Below are 18,264 nucleotides of genomic sequence, written 5' to 3'. Positions count from 1 at the left end.
CATTCACTCTATCGGTTGGTGCCATCGCCCGGGGGCGGCGACGGTTGTTGCTGCTGTTGCTGCAGCTGGCGGCGGCGGGCCTGGATGCGTTCGCGGATGGCCTGCATCTGCGCTTCGCTGGGACCGTTGTTGGCCGGTGGTGTTTTTGCAGCTGTCGCCGCGGGCGCTGGTGCATTGCCAGCGGGCGACGGCGATGGGGGTGCCGCGGCCGGTGGCGGCGCTGGCGGAGCGCCCGCCGAGGGCGGCACAGCGATCGCACCTGCAGGCGGCGCACCATTGGCACCACGCAGCACCGTTGGCGGCTCACCGCCCTGGCCGTTGAACACCGCCAGTTCGAGAACCTGGTTGCCACCGGGCCCGATCACCGTGGCCTGGCGCGGCTGCAGCGCCACCAGCTGCCAGCCATCCACGGCTTCGCCGTTGAGGCGCAGGCGCAGCGAGCGGTTCTGTTCAGTGGTGAACGTGGCCATGCCGAAATCGCCGGTCAGCAGCACGCCGGTCAGGCGCAGCGCGGCGCTGGCCGCCGGTTCGCTGCCACCCAGCAGGTAGGGCCGCGGCCTGCGATCCTCGGCGAACAGCGGGCGCTCACTGATCACGCGATAGCTGTCGGCGCTGGCCATGCGTTCGGCGGCCAGCGGCGGCAACTGTGGCAGCGAAGCCGCGGCGTCGGCATCACCACCGGCACCCGGCAGATGGCTGCCCAGCCCGAAGCCGGTCGCCAGCCAGACGGCGGCCGCCCAACCGGCCAACGCCAGCACGAAGCCGGTGCGCAGGCTGATCTGTTCAAGCTTCATCGGCCACCTCCTGTCCGTCGGACGGGGGCGCCGGGTTGGGCGCAGGTGCCGCCTCTTCCGGCGAAGCGGATGGTGCGGTGCCAGGTGCCGCAGCCGGCGCAGCGACCCTGCCATCGGCAGCGGCACCGGGCAGGAGGTACCCGGCCAGCTCGAAGGACACGTCCAGGCCCAGCCCCGATTCGTTCGGCGATTGCTGGAAGCGCTGCGCGATCAGGTTGAGGTTGTCGACGAACAGACGCGGGCTGCCGGTTTCCAGGCTGTGCAGCACGGTGGCCAGTTCGGCCACGCCGCAGCGCAGGCGCACCTGCATGGCGACGCGCACGAATTCGGCGTCACGGCGGTTGTCGGTCAGCGGCGTGCGGTTGCTGATGGTGCAGCTGCGATTGCCCGGGCTGGCCATTGCCACCGCATCCTGCAGCCGGGCGCCCAATGCAGCGGCGGCAGCTTCGGCAGTGGCTTCGCGCAGGAAGCCCGGCCGCTGCTGCAATGCCTCGCGGGTGGCACGCAGGCGCTGTTCGATCTGCGGTTGCTGCTGCAGCTGCGCCTGCACGCGCGACTCGCGTTCGCGCAGGGCGGCGACATCGGCGTCGATCGCACGCAGCGGCTGGGTGAACCAAGGGTGCACCAGCAGCAGGTAGGCCAGGCCCAGCACTGCCAGCAGCAGTGCCAGCGCCAGCCAGCGGTCACGGCGTGCGCTTGGCATCGGCATCGGCCGCCTCCGGGGTTGGTGTGGCGGCCGGCAACGGCTGCAGTTCGGCGGTCATGGTGAAGCGGTCGCGGCCACTGGCCGCGCCATCGGCCTGCAGCACCCCGGTCAGGTTGACCTTGCGCCACTGCGGTGCGTCCTGCAGCAGCTGCACCAGCTGCGATGCCTCGCGGCTCAGGCCGATCAGCTGCAGGTTGTTGTTTTCGATCGCCAGCTTTTCCAGGTAGGTGCCTTCCGGCAGGCGCCGGGTCAGTTCGTTCCAGATCTCAACCGTACCGGCGCGCTGGCTGCGCTGCTTCTCCAGGAACGCGGCGCCGTCGATCAGCGCCTGCAGCTGCGCGCGTTCACTGGCCACGCTACGCGCGCTGCGCGCGCTGCGTTCCACCTCGGCACGCAGTTCGTCGGCTGCGGCGCGGCGGTTGTCCAGCAACTGCACCGCGGCCAGTACCAGCATCACTACGGCAGCCACCGCCAGCAGCAGGTTCCAGCGCCGCATCGGGTCTGGCCGCAGCTGGCGCTGCGCAGGCGGCAGCAGGTTCACCTGCAGCACGTTGCCCTGCGCATCGATGGCATCGACGCCCGCGAGCGCATCGGCCCACTGGCCCACATGCGTGCGCCATGCTTCCAGTTGCCGCAGCGGCCACGCCACCAGTTCGACCTGAAGCTGGCCCTCGCCGGCCGCGCCGAGCTCGCGCACGTCATAGCTGACCTGGCTGGATTCGAACGGCGTCTGGCGGTCGATCTCGAAGCCGACCACCGCACGCAGGCGGTCGGCGGCGGCGGCCGGCAGCCGCAGATCGCGACGCAGCACGGCGCTGGCGGGCAGCAGCCACACCCGCGGCAGGCCGCGCAGGCGAGGCTCCAGCACGCGGTCCAGGTCCACCGGCGACAGCGGCCACGGCAGGCGCGCCACCGCTTCGCGGCGTTCACCGGCTTCACGCCAGACCTGCAGCTGGTCACCCTCATGCTGCAGCAGCAGCCGTGCCTGGCCCCAGCCCAATGCCCATTGCCAGCGCACTGGCACCCAGGCCAGCAGCGACTGCCGCCACCAGCGCAGGAAACGGCCAGCGCCCGGGCCGATCCGGCCCTGCACCTGCCGCAGAGTGTCCTGCCACGCCGTCATCTTGCTGTCATTCCCTGCTCCCAGCGAAGCACTGTGTAGGTCCGCCCGGGAACCCCGCCCGAGCCACTGCGTACCACGGCCTGCAGCACCGACCTGCGTCCACTGCGGTCGATGGCACCGGACTCGATACTATAGGTGCCGCTGCTGCTGGCAAGCGTTGGCGTACCACCAGCGGAATCTGCATCACGCTCCTGCTGTGCGCGCTGCGCCAGCACCCTGTCCGCATCCAGCCCCAGCGCAGCCAGCACCGGCGCGCTGGCGAACTGCGGATCCGGCCGTGCCTGGCGGCTGTACAGGGTCAGGTGCGGCAGCATCGCCCGGTACAGCGGTCCGCGCATGCCCAGGACCCGCTGCAGCTCGCCCAGGGTCTCGAACCGCCTGTTGCGCGGGCCGTAGGGCAGCCCGGCCGCGGCGTAGTCCTGCGCTTCGGCACCACCGCCCGGCTGCAGCAGGCTGTCCTCGTCGCGCCAGTCGATGATGGCCCCGGCCAACTGCCGGGCCTGTGCATCGTCTTCGCCAAGCGCCTTGAGGAAGGCCGTCAGCAGCGCCGCATCGGCCAGGTTCAGGTTGATCTTGCCGTTCTCATCCAGCACCTTGATCTCGATGCTGGCGTCATCGAACTGCCAGCGGTAGGTACGGCCATCGGCACGCCAGGGCGCCCGCTGCGGATCGGCTGACAGGCGCAGCAGTGCATACTCGAGGCCGGCGCGCGCACGTTCCTGCCCGCGTGCATCGTCATCCAGCACGCGCTGCTGCAGGTGTTCGACCCGCGCGCTCAGCGCGAACGCGCCGACCAGCGCCGTCATCAACGCGATCAGCCACAGCACCAGCACCAATGCCGCCCCGCCCTGACGGTTCATCGCGCGCCTCCACTGCCACCGGCACGCGGCGCCACCACCAGCGGCGGCCACGGCGCGCCCCGGACCGGCACGATCTGGATCTCCACCAGCATCGGCAGGCGACGCGTGTCATCCCAGCGCGGCAGCCAGTCGGTCACTTGCCCGGTGCTGGCATCGATGCCGCGATAGCGCAGCTGCACCGACTTCAGGTTCTCCACCAGTACCTCCGGCGGGCGTGGCGGATTCTCGGCGATGCGCTCGCCTTCCTGCAGCAGCACCAGGTCCAGCAGCAGGCGCTGCTGGCCATTGCGCCCGTCCACCTGCAGCGCGTGCAGGTAGGGGCCGCCACGGCCGAGGTATCCGGGCAGGTCGGCAGCGAACAGCATGCGCTGCTCTTCGCCCTGGAAGAAGAGCGGTTCGCGGGTGGGGTCCGGGGCCTCCAGAGGGGTGCGCAATGCGCCCGCCAACTGCCTGCGCAGCAAAGACTCCACTGCGCGCATGCGTTCGCTTTCGGCGGCAATCTGCTCACCGCGCTGGCTGACCGCCATCGCCGAACGCACGCTGGCAAAGGCCAGTGCCAGGCCGCCGGCCAGCAGTACGGTCGCGAGCATGACTTCGACCAGGGTGAAACCTGCGGTGCGGCGCCTCACCGTGCATTCTCCAGGTCGGGCGGCAGCAGGCGCAGGCTGCGCCAGCGCAGCTGCTCGCGCTCGCTGTCGCCCCAGCGCACCTGCAGCTTCAGCTCCGCCAGCCATGGGGTGCCCGGCGACGTTGCCTGCACGACGTTGCCGGCGCGCGGCTCCACCCACGGCTGAACCTGCAGTTCCCAGTGATAGCGTCCCTGTTCCCAGTCACCCTGCTGGCTGCCCACCTGCAGCGGCGCGCCGACGCCGGCCTCGGCCAGCAACGACTGTGCATGCAGCACCGCGCGCGTGCGCAGCTCGGCATCCCGTACCTGCCTGGCGCCTCCGGACAGGCTGCCCAGCAGGAGGGTCAACGCCAGGCCCAGCAGGGCGAAGGCGATGATCACTTCCAGCAGGGTGAAGCCACGCGCGCGCCGCTTCATTGCACCCGCCAGGGGCCGGAGCGGACCTCGCCGGTCAGCCAGCCGACGTCGATGCGCCATTCGGCACCGTCGCGCTGCAACCGGATGCGACCACCGCTGGAGCCGCCATCAGGATGGAATTCGATCACCCCCTGCCCCGGCGCGGTGGCCAGCTGTGCGGCGCCTTCGAACTGCACCTGCAGCTGTGCCGGGACCTCACCGTGGCGCTGGCTGGCACCCTCCCAGCGGCGCCGTGCCGGTTCGATCACGAAGCGCTGCGGTTCGCCGCGGGCGATTGCCTGCGCGCGCACCATGCGCAGCTGGCTGGCGATGTCCTTGCCGGCGCTGCGCAGCTGCATGCCCGCAAAACCGCGCGACAGGCCAGCAGCCGTGATCAGGCCGATCGCCGCGATCAGGGCGATCACCAGCAGCATTTCCAGCAGCGACAGTCCGGCCGCGCGCCTGCCGTGCAGGCGCGGGTGGGGCAACCGGCGCGGCAGGAAATACGTCATGCGCGGTTACGGCTGGTAGCGGATGTCAGCGTCGACGCTGCTGCCGCCGGCCTTGCCATCCTTGCCCAGGCTGACCAGCTCATAGGGCTGGCTTTCGCCCGGCGCGCGGTATTCCAGTGCATGGCCCCACGGGTCGTTCAGGTCGGCCGGCTTGGCGTACGGGCCCAGCCACCCGCCGACGCCGGCCGGTGCCGTCACCAGGTCATTGAGCGTGCCCGGCAGCTTGCCGGTGTCGATCTGGTAGTTGTCGATCTTGGACGCGACGGTCTGCACCTGCGCCTTGGCGATGTTGGCCTTGCCACGGTCGGCGCCGCCCAGCACGCGGCTGGCGACCAGGGTCAGTACCGCGCCGATCAGCACGATGACGATGATGATTTCCAGCAGGCTCATGCCCGACTGGTTGCGCGCGGCGGTGAAGGAAAGGCGGATCGGTCGGCGACGGGCAATCATGGACGGTCCTTTCAGTTGCGGAGTGTCGGGGTTGCAGGGAGTGCCATCGTCAACCGATGGCATTGGTCAGGTCGTACAGCGGCACCAGCACGGCCACGATCACCGCGCCGACCACCGAGGCCAGCACCAGGGTGATCGCCGGCACCATCGCCGCCAGCATGCGGTCGATGCGCCGGGCGCTGTCCTGTTCGAACGTGTCGGCGGCTTTCAGCAGCATGGTATCGAGTGCGCCGGATTCCTCGCCGACCTGGATCATCTGCAAGGCCAGGCGCGGGAACCGCTTGCCGCGCGACAGTGCCAGCGACAGCCCGGCACCGTTCTTGACTTCATCGGCAGCCGTTTCCACGTCGGCGGCCAGCGCGCGGTTGCCCAGCACGTTGCGGGCAATGCCCAGCGCACCCAGCAGCGGCACGCCATTGCGCAGCAGCGTCCCCAGCGTACGCGCCAGCCGCGCGGTTTCCAGCTCGCCGACGAGGCGGCCGATGCCACGCCGCTGCAGCAGCCAGCCATCCAGCGCCAGCCGGAACGCGGGTTGCCGCGCCTTGCGCTCGAAGAACAAGACCACCAGTGCCGGCACCACCAGCAGCAGCACCCACCAGTCGCGCACGAACAGGCCCAGCTGCAGCACTGCATTGGTGAACCACGGCAATGCCACATCCAGGCTCTCGTACATCTGCGCGAACTGCGGCACCACATAACCGAGCAGGAACAACAGCGCGCCACCGACCACCACCAGCAGGATCGCCGGGTAGACCAGCGCGTTGATCACCTTGCCCTGCAGCGCACGGCTGCGTTCGAGGTAATCGGCCAGGCGCTGCAGGGTTTCATGCAGGCTGCCACCGGCTTCGCCGGCACGCACCATGTTCACGTACAGGCGCGAGAACAGCCCATGCTGGCGTTCCAGCGCGGTGGACAGCGGCGCACCGCCGCGCACCACATCGCGGATGTCGGTGATCGCGCGGCGTGATCGTTCGTCTTCGGGCAGGCCCAGCAGGATCGACAGCGCGCGGTCCAACGGCTGCCCGGCACCGAGCAGGGTCGCCAGCTGCTGGGTGAACTGCAGCAATGCGGCGCCCTGCAGCGGGCGCTGCTGCAGCAGGTTGCGCCAGCTGCTGCCGCCGATCGCGCCGGCATCGGCCAGCTGCGTCTCCATCGGCAGGTGGCCCTGGTCCTGCAGGCGCGCGATCAGCTCGGCCTCGCTGGCCGCTTCCATCTGCCCGTCGAAGACCTCGCCATGCGGATTGAGCGCCTTGTAGCGATAGTTCGGCATGTCAGCCCCGGCGTCCTGCGCGCATCAGCTTTCCTCGGTCACGCGCAGCACTTCCTCGATGGTGGTCTGCCCGCTCAATGCCTTGGACAGGCCATCTTCGTACATGGTGCGCATGCCGGCTTCGCGGGCGATGCGCTCGATCTCGCCCATGCCATCGCGACGCATCACCGCACGCCGCAGCGCATCGTTCATCACCAGGAATTCCATGATGGTGGTACGCCCCAGGTAGCCGGTCGGCGCCAGCGCCGATGCCTTCGGGCGGTACAGGTGGATCGGCCCTTCCGGCTGCAGGCGGCGCAGCTCGAACCGCTCGATCTCCTCCGGCGAAGCGGCATAGCGCTCGGCGTGGGTCGGCTCCAGCCGGCGCACCAGGCGCTGGGCCAGGATGCCGTTGATGGTGGAGGTGAGCAGGTAGTCTTCCACGCCCATGTCGAGCAGTCGGGTGATGCCACCGGCAGCATTGTTGGTGTGCAGGGTGGACAGCACCAGGTGGCCGGTCAGCGCCGACTGGATGGCGATGCGTGCGGTTTCCAGGTCGCGCATTTCGCCGATCATGATGATGTCCGGATCCTGGCGGACGATGCTGCGCAGCGCATTGGCGAAGTCCAGGCCGATCTGCGGCTTGGCCTGGATCTGGTTGATGCCCTCGATCTGGTATTCGACCGGGTCCTCCACCGTGATGATCTTGACGTCAGCGGTGTTGAGCTGGCTCAGCGCGGTGTACAGCGTGGTGGTCTTGCCCGAGCCGGTCGGGCCGGTTACCAGCAGGATGCCGTGCGGTTGTTCCAGCACCTTGCGGAACTGCGGCAGGAAGGCGTCGGTGAAGCCGAGCCGGTGGAAATCGAACACCACCGTTTCGCGGTCGAGCAGACGCATCACCACGCTTTCGCCATGCGCGGTAGGCACGGTGCTTACGCGCAGGTCCAGCTCCTTGCCCTGCACGCGCAGCATGATGCGGCCGTCCTGCGGCAAGCGGCGCTCGGCGATGTTGAGCCGGGCCATGATCTTGATGCGGCTGATCACTGCGGCAGTGAGGTTGGCCGGCGGGCTTTCGCCCTCCACCAGCACGCCATCGACGCGGTAACGAACCTTCAGCCGGCTCTCGAACGGTTCGACATGGATATCCGACGCGCGCAGCTCCACCGCGCGCTGGATCACCAGGTTGACCAGACGGATCACCGGCGCTTCCGAAGCCAGGTCGCGCAGGTGCTCGATATCGTCGACGGTACCGCCCTCGCCGTCCGCGGTTTCCACGATCGCGCCCATCGCGCTGCGGCCCTGCCCGAACCAGCGTTCGACCAGATCATCGATTTCAGCGCGCATGCCCAGCACGGGTGTCACCGGAACCCCCAGCGCCAGCTGCACGGCCTGCTGTGGATAGGCGTCATGGGCATCGGCCAGCCACAGCCGCACCCCGTGTTCATCCAATTCCAGCGGGCACACGTGGAACTGCTTCAGGAAGCGCAGCGACAGCGGCAATCCCTCGGCCAGCCCCTGCGGCGGGGCCTCCGGCACCTGCTTGCCTTCCAGCAGCGGCAGGCCCAGCACCTCGGCACTGGCCTGTGCCTGGTCGCGTTCAGACACCAGGCCCAGGCGCACCAGCAGGCCCAGCAGGCTGCCACCGGCCTCGGCATGCAGCGGCCGCGCGCGTGCCAGGTCTCCTTCCTTGAGCCGGCCGCGCGCCAGCAGCGCATCCAGGATGCGGCCTTCGGCGTCGTCGGTAACGGTTGCAGCGAGCGCGTTCACGTGACTCTCCTGTCAATCGGCCCGACTTTAGCAGTTAAGCCGTGATTTCCGCCGCCCTGCGGCCACCTTTCGTAAAAAGACGAAGCCCGTCACACAGGATGACGGGCTTCGGCCATTCAACTACGACACGAGGTGCTTACTGCGTGGCGAGAATGCTCACACCGTTGTAGGCGGCTTCGCCCACCACCTTGATGTAGTACGTGCCTGCTACCGGCTTGGTCACCCGCACCGTTTCGGACGTGCCAGGACGGGTCGACTTGGCATCGTTGTCGCTGGCGCTCGGCTCGCGTCCCTGGGCGATGTAGACCGACACGTTGCCGGTGCCACCGTAGGTGATCACGCTGAGCTGCTTGCCGGCGACAGCTTCGAAGCTGTACAGGCGGCTGCTGGCGGCAGCGCCGCTGAGGCCACCGACCGCAGCCTTGTTGGTCAGCGGCGTCGCCACCGGCCCACAGTTCTCGGTGCACGGTTCTTCCAGTGCCTTGGCCAGCGCGGCCTTGGCGTCGAGAATACCGGTACCGATCGGGGTGGCCGCCGGAATGGCGACCGGGAACGGACGTGCGGTTTCCTTCAGCAGGGTGCGCATCGCCGCCGGGGCCAGCGGATCCTTGCCCTTGGCGATCAGCGCGCTCTGCACCAGTGCAGCGACGGCAGCCACGTGCGGCGAAGCCATCGAGGTACCGCCCATGCCCATGTAGCTGTAGCTGCCCGACTCCGGGGTGGTGGCCGCATCGGACCCGGACTGCCACACATAGCCTCCCGGGTTGCCATCGACACTGCCACCACCGCCTGGTCCGGACAGGTCAACGCGGGTGCCGTAGTTGGAGTAGTAGGTGATGCCGCCGGTGATACGGGTGGCACCCACGGTCACCACGCCCTCGCAGCTCGCTGGGCGGTACTTGGAGGCGTTGTCGGTTTCGTTGCCCGCCGCCACGACCACCGTGGTGCCACGCGAGATCGCGCCGTTGATCGCGTCCTGGTAGGTACCATCGCAGCTGCCGCTGCCGCCCAGGCTCATGTTGATGATCTCGGCCGGATTGGCGTTGGCGGGGACGCCCGTCACCGTACCGCCGGAGGCCCAGGTGATGGCATCGGCGATATCGGACAGGTAGCCACCGCACTTGCCGAGCACGCGGACCGGCAACACCTTGGCCTTGTGCGCCACGCCGGCCATGCCAACACCATTGTTGGTCTGCTCGGCAACGGTGCCGGCCACATGGGTACCGTGCCACGAACTGTCTTCGGCCAGCGAGCCGTTGTAGCACTCGTTGTCGTTCTCGACCCAGTCGCCATAGTCCTGCGCGCCTGGCACGCGATCGTCGGTGGCACGGCGCGAAGTCTCGGCATCGCTGATGAAGTCGTAGCCTTCCAGCAGGTTGCCGACCAGGTCCGGATGCTGGGGCAGGATGCCGGTGTCGAGCACCGCCACCACTACGCCCTCGCCCTGCGACACATCCCAGGCTGCAGGTGCGTTGATGCCGCCGGTAGCGTTGTGCAGGTGCCACTGATACTGCTGGTAGTACGGGTCGTTCGGCGCCAGCGCCGGCTGCACGTCGCCCGCGCGCAGTTCACTGCGGCGCAGCTTCACGTCGGCCTCGGCGTACTGCACGGCAGGATCGGCCTTCAGCTCCTTCAGTACGCGCTGCAGTTCAGCCGGGGCCAGGCGGCCCTGCAGGCGGATCACATCGGCTCCGATGCCGAGCTTGCGCACGACCTGCGGCCCGAGCGTGCTGGCACGTGCCGTGCCCCCCGACAGGTTGGCGCGGGTCAACGCCGATTGCACAGTGGACAGCTTGGCCGAGCGATCACTGGCCGCAGCGGTACCGGCGCGGTACTTGACGATGATGCGCTCGGCCCCCGGTTGGGCGGTGCTGGCCTGGCGCACCGGTTCACGGGTCGGCAGGCCGGCGGCGTGGACGGCACCGACGGCCGTCATCGACAGCACGGCGGCGGCAAGCACATTGATGCGAAGGTTCTGCTTCTTGATCACGTCGAATTCCTCTTCTGGGTCATGGATCGAACCAACACTGCGGCCATCATTCCTTGACGACTCCCGGCCGGCCCAGCCGGGATTGCCGTGACCTCCCCCCAGGCCCTGATTGCAGGTACGGCGCCGGCGTGGGTGGCCGCCGGCGCAATGGAGTGGCTTACCAGCCGAAGCCGGCACCGACGCCGACCGAACTGTCGTCACTGCTGAAGGCGCCGCCGAAGGTGACCGTGGCGCGATCGCTGATCGCACGCTGGTAACCCAGCGACAGCGCCGATTCGCCGCCCTGGAAACCGATGCCGACACCCACACGGTTCTGGGTGCGGATGCCGGCGGCACTGGTGGCCATGTTGAGCATCGCGGCACTCATCGCGCCCTGGCGGTCGATGCGGCGGTCCATGTGGCGCAGGCGTCCATCGATCTCGCCCTTGAACACATCGAAGCTGTCGGCAACGGCCTGCACGCGGCTGTCGGTGTAGCTGTTGGCCGTGGCCATGCCACGATCAAGCTGGCCCTTGTTGACGGCGTCGGTAGCGGTGGTGCCAGCGGCGACGTTGGTGACCTGGCGTTCGTTGCCTTCGCTGCCCACCGAGACCGTGTTGGCACGATCGGCAACCGAACCCTGGCCCAGTGCCACGGCGTTTGCCGCAGTGGCGCTGGCGCCCTGGCCGATGGCCGTGGACGAAGCACCGCTGGCGACGGCGCCCTCGCCCATCGCAACGGCATTGGCCCCTGTCGCCGGGGTACCGACCGGAATGCCGGCCCCCGCCGCAGCGACCGTCGGCGTGCCCTGCACGCGCGCGGTACCGGCCGGTGCGGCATCGGCCGTTGCCGGTGCGTCGGCCACGCTGGCCAGCGGGCTTTCATCCAGCGACGCACTCATTGCGCGCAGGCTGGAAGCACCTGCGCGCGTGCCACCCGCGGTACGACGGTCAATCTCGCTGACCTTGCGGTCCAGCGCACCGAGCGCATCGCCGACGTTGCTGTAGGTGGCGCCCTGGATCACGTAGTTGGGCGCCACGAACACACCCTGCATGCCGACGCTGGCGCCACCGCCGAGGAAGCTGGCGGCATCACTGAGCGACTGGAACAGCTGCCCGCCATTGATCGCCTGGCGGCTGCCTGCGGCGATGCTGCCGGCACCGACGTTGTCGATGGTGGTGCCCTGGAAACCGGACAGGGTCAGCCGGTCACGGCTGGCATCGTCATAGCCAACCGCACTGGCCGCGGTGGTCTCGACCGTGGCGATGCGCGAATCGAAATCACCCACGCGGGTTTCCACCGCGCCCACCCGCTGGTTGGTGACGTTGAGCTGGGAACCGGTGATGGCATCGGTACTGCCAGCGGCGATGCGGCCGTCGGCCACGTTGACGATGCGCCGCGTGGCCGGGCCGGCCGTGCCGTTGCCGCCGCCGACCGAGACCACATTGGCCTCAAGCGCGCGCGAACCGGCACCCAGTGCCACCGAGTTGTTGCCGCTGGCGCCGCTGTTGGCGCCCAGTGCCAACGCTGCATTGCCGAGGGCCGTGGCACCACTGCCCAGCGCATTGCTGCGGCTGCCACTGGCGTTGGCATTGCCGCCGATGGCCACGGCGTCGGTGCCGGTGGCACTGGCGGTACCCGAACCATTGGCCTTGAAGCGCTGGCCGACCGCATCGGCGGTAGCGGCCACTGCATCGAGCTGGCCCTTGTTCACCGCGTCGGTGGCCTGCGTACCGGCCGCGACATTGGTGAGCTGGCGGTTGATCGCGCTGTGGGTGACTCCGGCGGCATCGACCCAATCCTGTGCGGCGCCGACCGAAACCGTGTTGGCGCGGTCGGCCAGCGAGCCTGCCCCCAGCGCGACGCTGTTGCCGGCGTCCTTGGTGGTCCAGGTGTTGCTGCCGAGCACCGTCGCGTTGGTGGCCTGGGCATAGCTGTTGTAACCGACCACGGTGGCGCCGTCCTCGGTCGCCCATGCCTCACTGCCGATGGCGGTGGTGTACTGGCCGCCGCTGACGCTGCCTGCATCCTGTCCCGCCAGTGCGTTGAAGCCGACCGCCACGCCGTTCAATCCGGTGGCGGCGTTGTTGCCGAGTGCGGTGCCGTACTCACCGGCCCTGGCCTGTACACCGAAGCCGGCGCCTGCGATCTGCGCGATGGTGCCCTGGCCCACCGCCGTAGAGACATCGGCGGCCTGCGCGGCACTGCCCACGGCGGTGCCGAAGAAGCCGGCGCTGGCACCTGCACCGAACGCCGTGGCGCGCCAGCCACTGGCTTGGGCGAAGTTGCCGACCGCTGTGGTTTCGCGGCCATCGGCGATCGCGCCATAGCCCACTGCAGTGGCAGCCAGACCGGAGGCCTCGGCGAGGCTACCGACGGCGGTCGCCCCGATGCCCTGCGACTGCGACTGCGCGCCGATCGCAATGCTGGCGGCGCCCCCGCTGCTGCTCTGTGCGCCCAGTGCGACTGCCCCGCTTGCGGTGCTGCTGGCACCGCTGCCGATGGCCACGCCCTGCTCGGCCGTAGCCAATGCGTCGACGCCTACCGCAGTGGCGTTGGCCGCCACCACCGTGGCACCGCTGCCCAGTGCGGTGGCGCCGTTGCCGAGGGCATTGGCCGCGTTGCCGGCGGCCAGTGCGTTGTCGCCGTCCACCAGTGCGCCGGCCTCGCCATCGGCATTGCCGCTCGCCTGGAACTGGCGGCTGGTCTTGTCGGCAACGCTGGCGACCGCATCCAGCTGGCCCTTGTTCACTGCATCGGTGGCCTCGGTACCCGCCGCCACGTGAGTCACCTGGCGCTCACCGCCCGTCGTGCCCACGGCCACGGAATTGTCGCGCTCAGCCTTGGAACCGGCACCGAGCGCCACGCTGTTCAATCCACTGGCGGTGGCGCTGGCACCCAACGCGGTGGCATCCGCCGCATCCGCCCACGAATTCCAGCCGATGGCCGTGGCGTAGTCTTCGGTGGCCCACGCACCCGCGCCGAATGCGGCCGCCCCTGTGCCACTGGCACGCGACGGGATCAGGCCGAAGAAGGTGCTGCCGCCGATCGCCACGCTTTCTTCGCCACTGGCTTCGCTGGATTGGCCGACAGCCACTGCGCCGGTACCGGCGGCGGCGGCACCGAAGCCGACCGCCGTGGTGTTGGCGCCACTGGCCGCAGAACCGTAGCCCAGCGCAGTGCCGAGGCGGCCGGTGGCTTCGGCATAGCCGCCGACGGCGGTGGTGCCATCGGCGGAGGCCGTGCTGCGGAAGCCGCTGGCCAGTGCCTGCGTGCCGCTGGCGTTGGACTCGGTGCCGTTTGCAGTGCTGTAGGCACCGCTCGCCTGTGCACGCGCACCGACTGCGCTGGCGCCGAGCTCGCTGGCGCTGGCGCCGGTGCCGAGCGCCAGGCTGTCGTCGCCGGTGGCCTGTGCGGTGCTGCCCAGCGCCGCCGCGTTGTTGCCGGTGGCCAATGCATCCATGCCCACGGCCGTGGCATTGGCAGCCAGCGCGTTGGCACCGCTGCCAAGCGCGGTGGCGCCGTTGCCGATGGCGTTGGCCGCATCACCGGCCGCCAGCGCGTTGTCCCCCTCGACCAGCGCCCCCGTTTCGCCATCTGCGCTGCCGCTGGCCTGGAACTGCTTGCTGGTCTTTTCCGCTGCCGCGGCTACGGCATCGAGCTGGTTCTTGTTGACCGCATCATTGCCCTGCGTGGCATCGGCCACGTTGGTGATCTGGCGGGTATTGCCACCACCACCGACCGACACCGTGTTGTCACGGTCGGCGATCGAATCGGCGCCCAACGCCACGCTGTTGGCAGCGCGAGATTCGGCCGCATTGCCCAGCGCGGTGCTGTTGATGCCGCCGGACCAGGCGCCGCCACCGACGGCGGTGGAGTAGTTGCCCGATGCTTCGGTGGCCAGCACGCCGAACAGTGATCCGCCGACGGCGACGCTGTTGGTGCCGGTAGCCAGGCTGCCCTGGCCGGTGGCCGTACTGTAGGCACCGGACGCTTCCGCGTCGCCGCCCAGCGCCACGCTGTTGGAGCCGGAGGCATTGGCGAAGTTGCCGAAGGCGGTGGCGTTGAAGGCCGACGCCTGGGCATAGCCACCGATGGCGGTGCTGTAGCCGCCGGTTGCCTCGGCACCGATGCCGAACGCTGCCGACGCGGTGCCACTGGCGACGCTCTCGCTGCCGACCGCGGTGGAGCCGCTGCCACTGGCGTTGCTGAAGTAGCCCACCGCCACGGCCTCCTCGCCGGAGGCTTCGGACAGCACGCCGGTAGCGGTGCTGCCTGCGCCGCTGGCGATGCTGGCCGCGCCGAACGCCGCGCTCTGCTCCCCGCTGGCCTCGCTTTCCGCACCGTGCGCGGTGGCGTACTCGCCCGTGGCCTGCGCATTGGCACCGACGGCACTGGCGTTGGCCGCAGTGGCCAATGCATTGAAGCCCAGCGCCTGGGCATTGTTGGCCAGCGCGTTGGCGCCGCTGCCCAGTGCGGTGGCGCCATTGCCGATGGCGTTGGCCGCATCGCCTGCGGCCAATGCGTTGTCACCTTCCACCAGCGCACCGGCCACATCGTCGCCGTTGCCGCTGGCCTGGAAGAAGCGGCTGGTAGTGGCTGCTGCACCTGCCACGGCATCCAGCTGCGCCTTGTTCACCGCATCGGTCGCCTGGGTACCGGCAGCGACGTTGGTGACCTGGCGCTCGTTGCCGTCGCTGCCGACCGAAACGCTGCGGGCGCGGTTGGCGACCGAGCCGGCGCCCAGTGCAACGGCATTGCTGGCGCTGGCGTTGCTGCCGGCACCGAGTGCGATCGCGCTTTCGCCACCGGCCACCGTGTTGGTGCCGATGGCGATGCTGTTGAGGCTGTTGCCCAGCGCCTGGAAGCCCAGCGCCACGCTGTTGTCGCCATAACCGAAGGCACCGCGACCGACGGCGGTGGAGCTGGCGCCGTTGGCCCAGCTGTTGTAACCGATGGAGGTCGCGCCGCTGCCGCTGGCCCATGCCGCATTGCCGAACGCCGACGCGTTGGTGGCCGTCGACCATGCGCCGGAACCGAAGGCGCTTGCGCCACTGGCGGTGGCCCAGCTGTAGCCGCCAACGGCGGTGCTGTCATCACTGCTGGCGAAGGCGCTGTCGCCGACCGCGACCGCGTAGCTGCCGGTCGCACGCGACTTGCCGCCGGCCGCGAAGCTGTTGTCGCCGCTGGCCTTGGCGGCGTTGCCGAACGCACTGCTGGCGGCACCGGTCGCCTGCGCACCGCTGCCAACCGCCGTTGCGTCCGCAACCGCAGTGGTGCCGACCTGCTGCGCCGTGCCGTCGGCATCGATGATCGGCTGGTTGTACTCATCGTAGGCCTGGCCGAGGCCACCGATGGCAACACCGCCATTGCCGGTGGCGTTGCTGTTGCGACCCACCGCCACGGCGTCGTCACCGATGGCCGAGGCCGCTGCGCCATGCGCAACCGCACCGGCGCCGATCGCATTGCTCGACGAGCCTGCCGCAACCGCACCTTCGCCCTCGGCCATTGCACCGGCATCGCTGCCTGCTTCCGGCTGGGCCTGGAAGAAGCGCGCAGTGGTATCGGCGGTGCTGGCCACGGCGTCGAGCTGCGCCTTGTTCACCGCGTCGGTGGCTTCATTGCCGGCGGCGACGCTGGTGATCTGCCGCTCGTTGCCGGCACTGCCGACCGCCACGCTGTTGGCACGCACCGCTTCGGAGTTGGCACCGAGCGCAACGCTGTTGGCCCCGCGTGCGGTGGCGTAGTAGCCCACGGCGGTGCTCTGCGCGCCGCTGGCCCAGGTCTGTGCGCCCAGTGCACTGGCGTTCTCGCCAGGCGCATAGGCGAAGTAGCCGACCGCGGTTGCTTCGGCGCCGGAGGCTTCGCTCAGGCTGCCGTTGGCCACGGCGCGGTCACCACTGGCGATGGCGCCGGCACCGACGGCCGTCGCCGCTTCGCCGCTGGCCTGGGTCTGTACGAAGAAGCCCAGGCCCGGAATCAGGTCGGCCGGGCCACCGATGGCCACGCTGCTGGTGCCGGTCGCGTTGCTCTGCGTACCCAGCGCGGTGGAGTAATCACCGATGGCATTGGCGACGGCACCGAACGCCGACGCCTGCGCACCGGCTGCATAGGCGCCGACACCGTACGACGACGCTGCAAATCCACTGGCTTCGGCACTGGCGCCGACCGCAGTGCCACCGACACCTGCACTGGTGGCGCCGGTTTCCACCGGCACGCCACCACTGGTGATCAGCGGGTTGCCATCGGCATCCACCGCAGCGCCACCCACGGCAACGCTGCCCGGGCCATTGGCCTGCGCGTTGTTACCGAACGCGGCACTGTTCTGGCCCGAGGCCAGTGCGTTGTTGCCAACGGCTGTGGCGTTCTGCGCGACAGCCGCAGCACCGGCGCCCACGGCGGTCGCGCCCTTGCCGATCGCATTGGCGGCCTCACCGGCCGCCAGCGCCTCGTCGCCCTCGGCCAGCGCGCCGGCATCACTGTCGCTGCTGCCGTTGGCCTGGAAACGCTTGGCGGTGGCATCGGCCACGGCGGCAACGTCCTTCAACTGGCCGACGTTGACCGCGTCGGTGTCTTCGGTACCGGCGGCCACGCTGGTGATCTGGCGGGTCAGGCCATATTCGGCAGCGCCCACGGAAACAGTATCGACGCGGTCGGCCAGCGAGCCGGCGCCCAGCGCCACGCTGCCGGTGGCAACCGCAGCGGAGTTCGAACCCAGCGCGGTGCTGTATTCACCGACGGCGGTGCTGAACGCACCCACCGCGATCGATGCTTCGTTGGCTGCAGTGGCGCCGCGGCCCAGTGCGGTGCTGCCCGGGCCCATCGCCACGGCACCACCACCCACGGCAGTGGCGCCATCGGCGGTGGCTTCGGACAGGGCGCCGAGTGCGGTGGCCGCACCGTTTTCGCTGGCTGCGGTAGCGCTTGCGCCGACTGCGGTGTCGCCAAGACCGAATGCCGCAGCGCTCTGCCCGACCACCACGCTTGCATCGCCGATCGCCAATGCGCCCTGGCCGAAGGCACTGGCGCCGATGCCAGCGGCGATGGCCTGGGTGCCGATGGCAGTGGTGGCGTTGGCCAGCGACTGTGCCCCCGCACCCGCCGCGACTGCGCCCTGCCCCTCGATCTTCGCCGCGTCGCTGTCATCGCCTGCGCCGTCGGCCTTGAAATAACGGTTTCCATCTGCGGCCACGTCCGCCAGCGCGGCCTGCGTGGCGCGCGCCTGCGCGTCCAGCTGCGCCTTGTTCACCGCATCGGTGCCCTGGGTACCGGCGGCCACGTTGGTGATCTGCCGCTCCTTGCCGGTATCGCCGACGGACACCGTGTTGGCGCGCGTAGCCTTGGAGCCGGCGCCCAGCGCCACGCTGTTGGCCGCGCTTGCGCTGCTGTTGCCGCCGATCGCCACCGCGTTGCTGCCCTTGGCACTGGCCGAGCCTTCGATCAGGCACTTTTCCAGCAGCTTGCCGCTGAATGCGACGCAGGTGGCGCTGCCGCCGATCTGCACCGACTGTGCGGCGGCCGAACCGCTCATGCCCAATCCCACTACCAGGCCCAGTGCCACCGCCAGCAGGGCGGGCGTGGCCTGAGTCGCATTGCGGCGCTGGTCGACCACCCCGCCGCTGCCGCTGTCGGAGGAAGCCAGTTCCGAGGCCACCACCAACTGACCCAATGCTTTGTTCCAGACCTTGCGATAAATCCGATTCATCGGTACGGCTCCTGATTGGACTGGTTTTGGGCAAAGCAACGCCACCGCCGGACCTTCTGGTCCAACGTCCCCTGGGGGCGTTTATTCGCGTGATTTACTGCGGGT

Annotated in this window: 12 protein-coding genes; all 12 read right to left on the bottom strand. The window is 69.5% G+C overall.

Annotated elements, in window-relative coordinates; genetic code table 11:
* Positions 1–8: 8 nt before the first annotated feature.
* Positions 9–794: a hypothetical protein gene (locus ACYKG1_RS02845; protein ID WP_478471800.1), complete on the bottom strand. Its 786-nt coding sequence runs from the start codon at positions 792–794 to the stop codon at positions 9–11.
* Positions 784–1,497, bottom strand: coding sequence for a type II secretion system protein GspM (gspM, locus tag ACYKG1_RS02840; RefSeq protein ID WP_478472689.1), 714 nt, complete (start codon positions 1,495–1,497; stop codon positions 784–786). Before gspM ends, ACYKG1_RS02845 begins: the two co-directional genes overlap by 11 nt.
* Positions 1,478–2,623: a PilN domain-containing protein gene (locus ACYKG1_RS02835; protein ID WP_478471798.1), complete on the bottom strand. Its 1,146-nt coding sequence runs from the start codon at positions 2,621–2,623 to the stop codon at positions 1,478–1,480. Before ACYKG1_RS02835 ends, gspM begins: the two co-directional genes overlap by 20 nt.
* Complete coding sequence (locus ACYKG1_RS02830) at positions 2,620–3,483, bottom strand: type II secretion system minor pseudopilin (protein ID WP_100471242.1); 864 nt, start codon at positions 3,481–3,483, stop codon at positions 2,620–2,622. The genes ACYKG1_RS02835 and ACYKG1_RS02830 overlap by 4 nt, the downstream gene beginning before the upstream one ends.
* Positions 3,480–4,112 (bottom strand): type II secretion system protein J, encoded by a 633-nt coding sequence (locus ACYKG1_RS02825; protein WP_262083087.1) that lies wholly within the window; start codon positions 4,110–4,112, stop codon positions 3,480–3,482. Before ACYKG1_RS02825 ends, ACYKG1_RS02830 begins: the two co-directional genes overlap by 4 nt.
* Entirely contained in the window at positions 4,109–4,528 is a 420-nt protein-coding gene (gene xpsI, locus ACYKG1_RS02820; protein WP_478471797.1) for a type II secretion system protein XpsI, read from the bottom strand. The genes ACYKG1_RS02825 and xpsI overlap by 4 nt, the downstream gene beginning before the upstream one ends.
* A complete protein-coding gene (gene xpsH / locus ACYKG1_RS02815; protein ID WP_262083085.1) occupies positions 4,525–5,019 on the bottom strand; it encodes a type II secretion system protein XpsH in 495 nt (164 codons plus the stop codon). The genes xpsI and xpsH overlap by 4 nt, the downstream gene beginning before the upstream one ends.
* 6 nt (positions 5,020–5,025) lie before the next feature.
* Positions 5,026–5,469 (bottom strand): type II secretion system major pseudopilin GspG, encoded by a 444-nt coding sequence (gspG, locus tag ACYKG1_RS02810; RefSeq protein WP_087921484.1) that lies wholly within the window; start codon positions 5,467–5,469, stop codon positions 5,026–5,028.
* Between the two features lie 49 nt (positions 5,470–5,518).
* Positions 5,519–6,739, bottom strand: coding sequence for a type II secretion system protein XpsF (gene xpsF, locus ACYKG1_RS02805; RefSeq protein ID WP_014035932.1), 1,221 nt, complete (start codon positions 6,737–6,739; stop codon positions 5,519–5,521).
* 24 nt (positions 6,740–6,763) lie between these two features.
* Positions 6,764–8,485: a type II secretion system ATPase GspE gene (gspE, locus tag ACYKG1_RS02800; protein WP_478471796.1), complete on the bottom strand. Its 1,722-nt coding sequence runs from the start codon at positions 8,483–8,485 to the stop codon at positions 6,764–6,766.
* Positions 8,486–8,621: 136 nt separating this feature from the next.
* Positions 8,622–10,475: a S8 family peptidase gene (locus ACYKG1_RS02795; RefSeq protein ID WP_478471794.1), complete on the bottom strand. Its 1,854-nt coding sequence runs from the start codon at positions 10,473–10,475 to the stop codon at positions 8,622–8,624.
* 157 nt (positions 10,476–10,632) lie between these two features.
* A complete protein-coding gene (locus ACYKG1_RS02790; protein ID WP_478471792.1) occupies positions 10,633–18,159 on the bottom strand; it encodes an ESPR-type extended signal peptide-containing protein in 7,527 nt (2,508 codons plus the stop codon).
* Positions 18,160–18,264 lie beyond the last annotated feature (105 nt).

This window comes from Stenotrophomonas sp. 85239_Sma, assembly GCF_056481725.1.
This window is presented reverse-complemented; position numbering and strand designations above follow the sequence as displayed.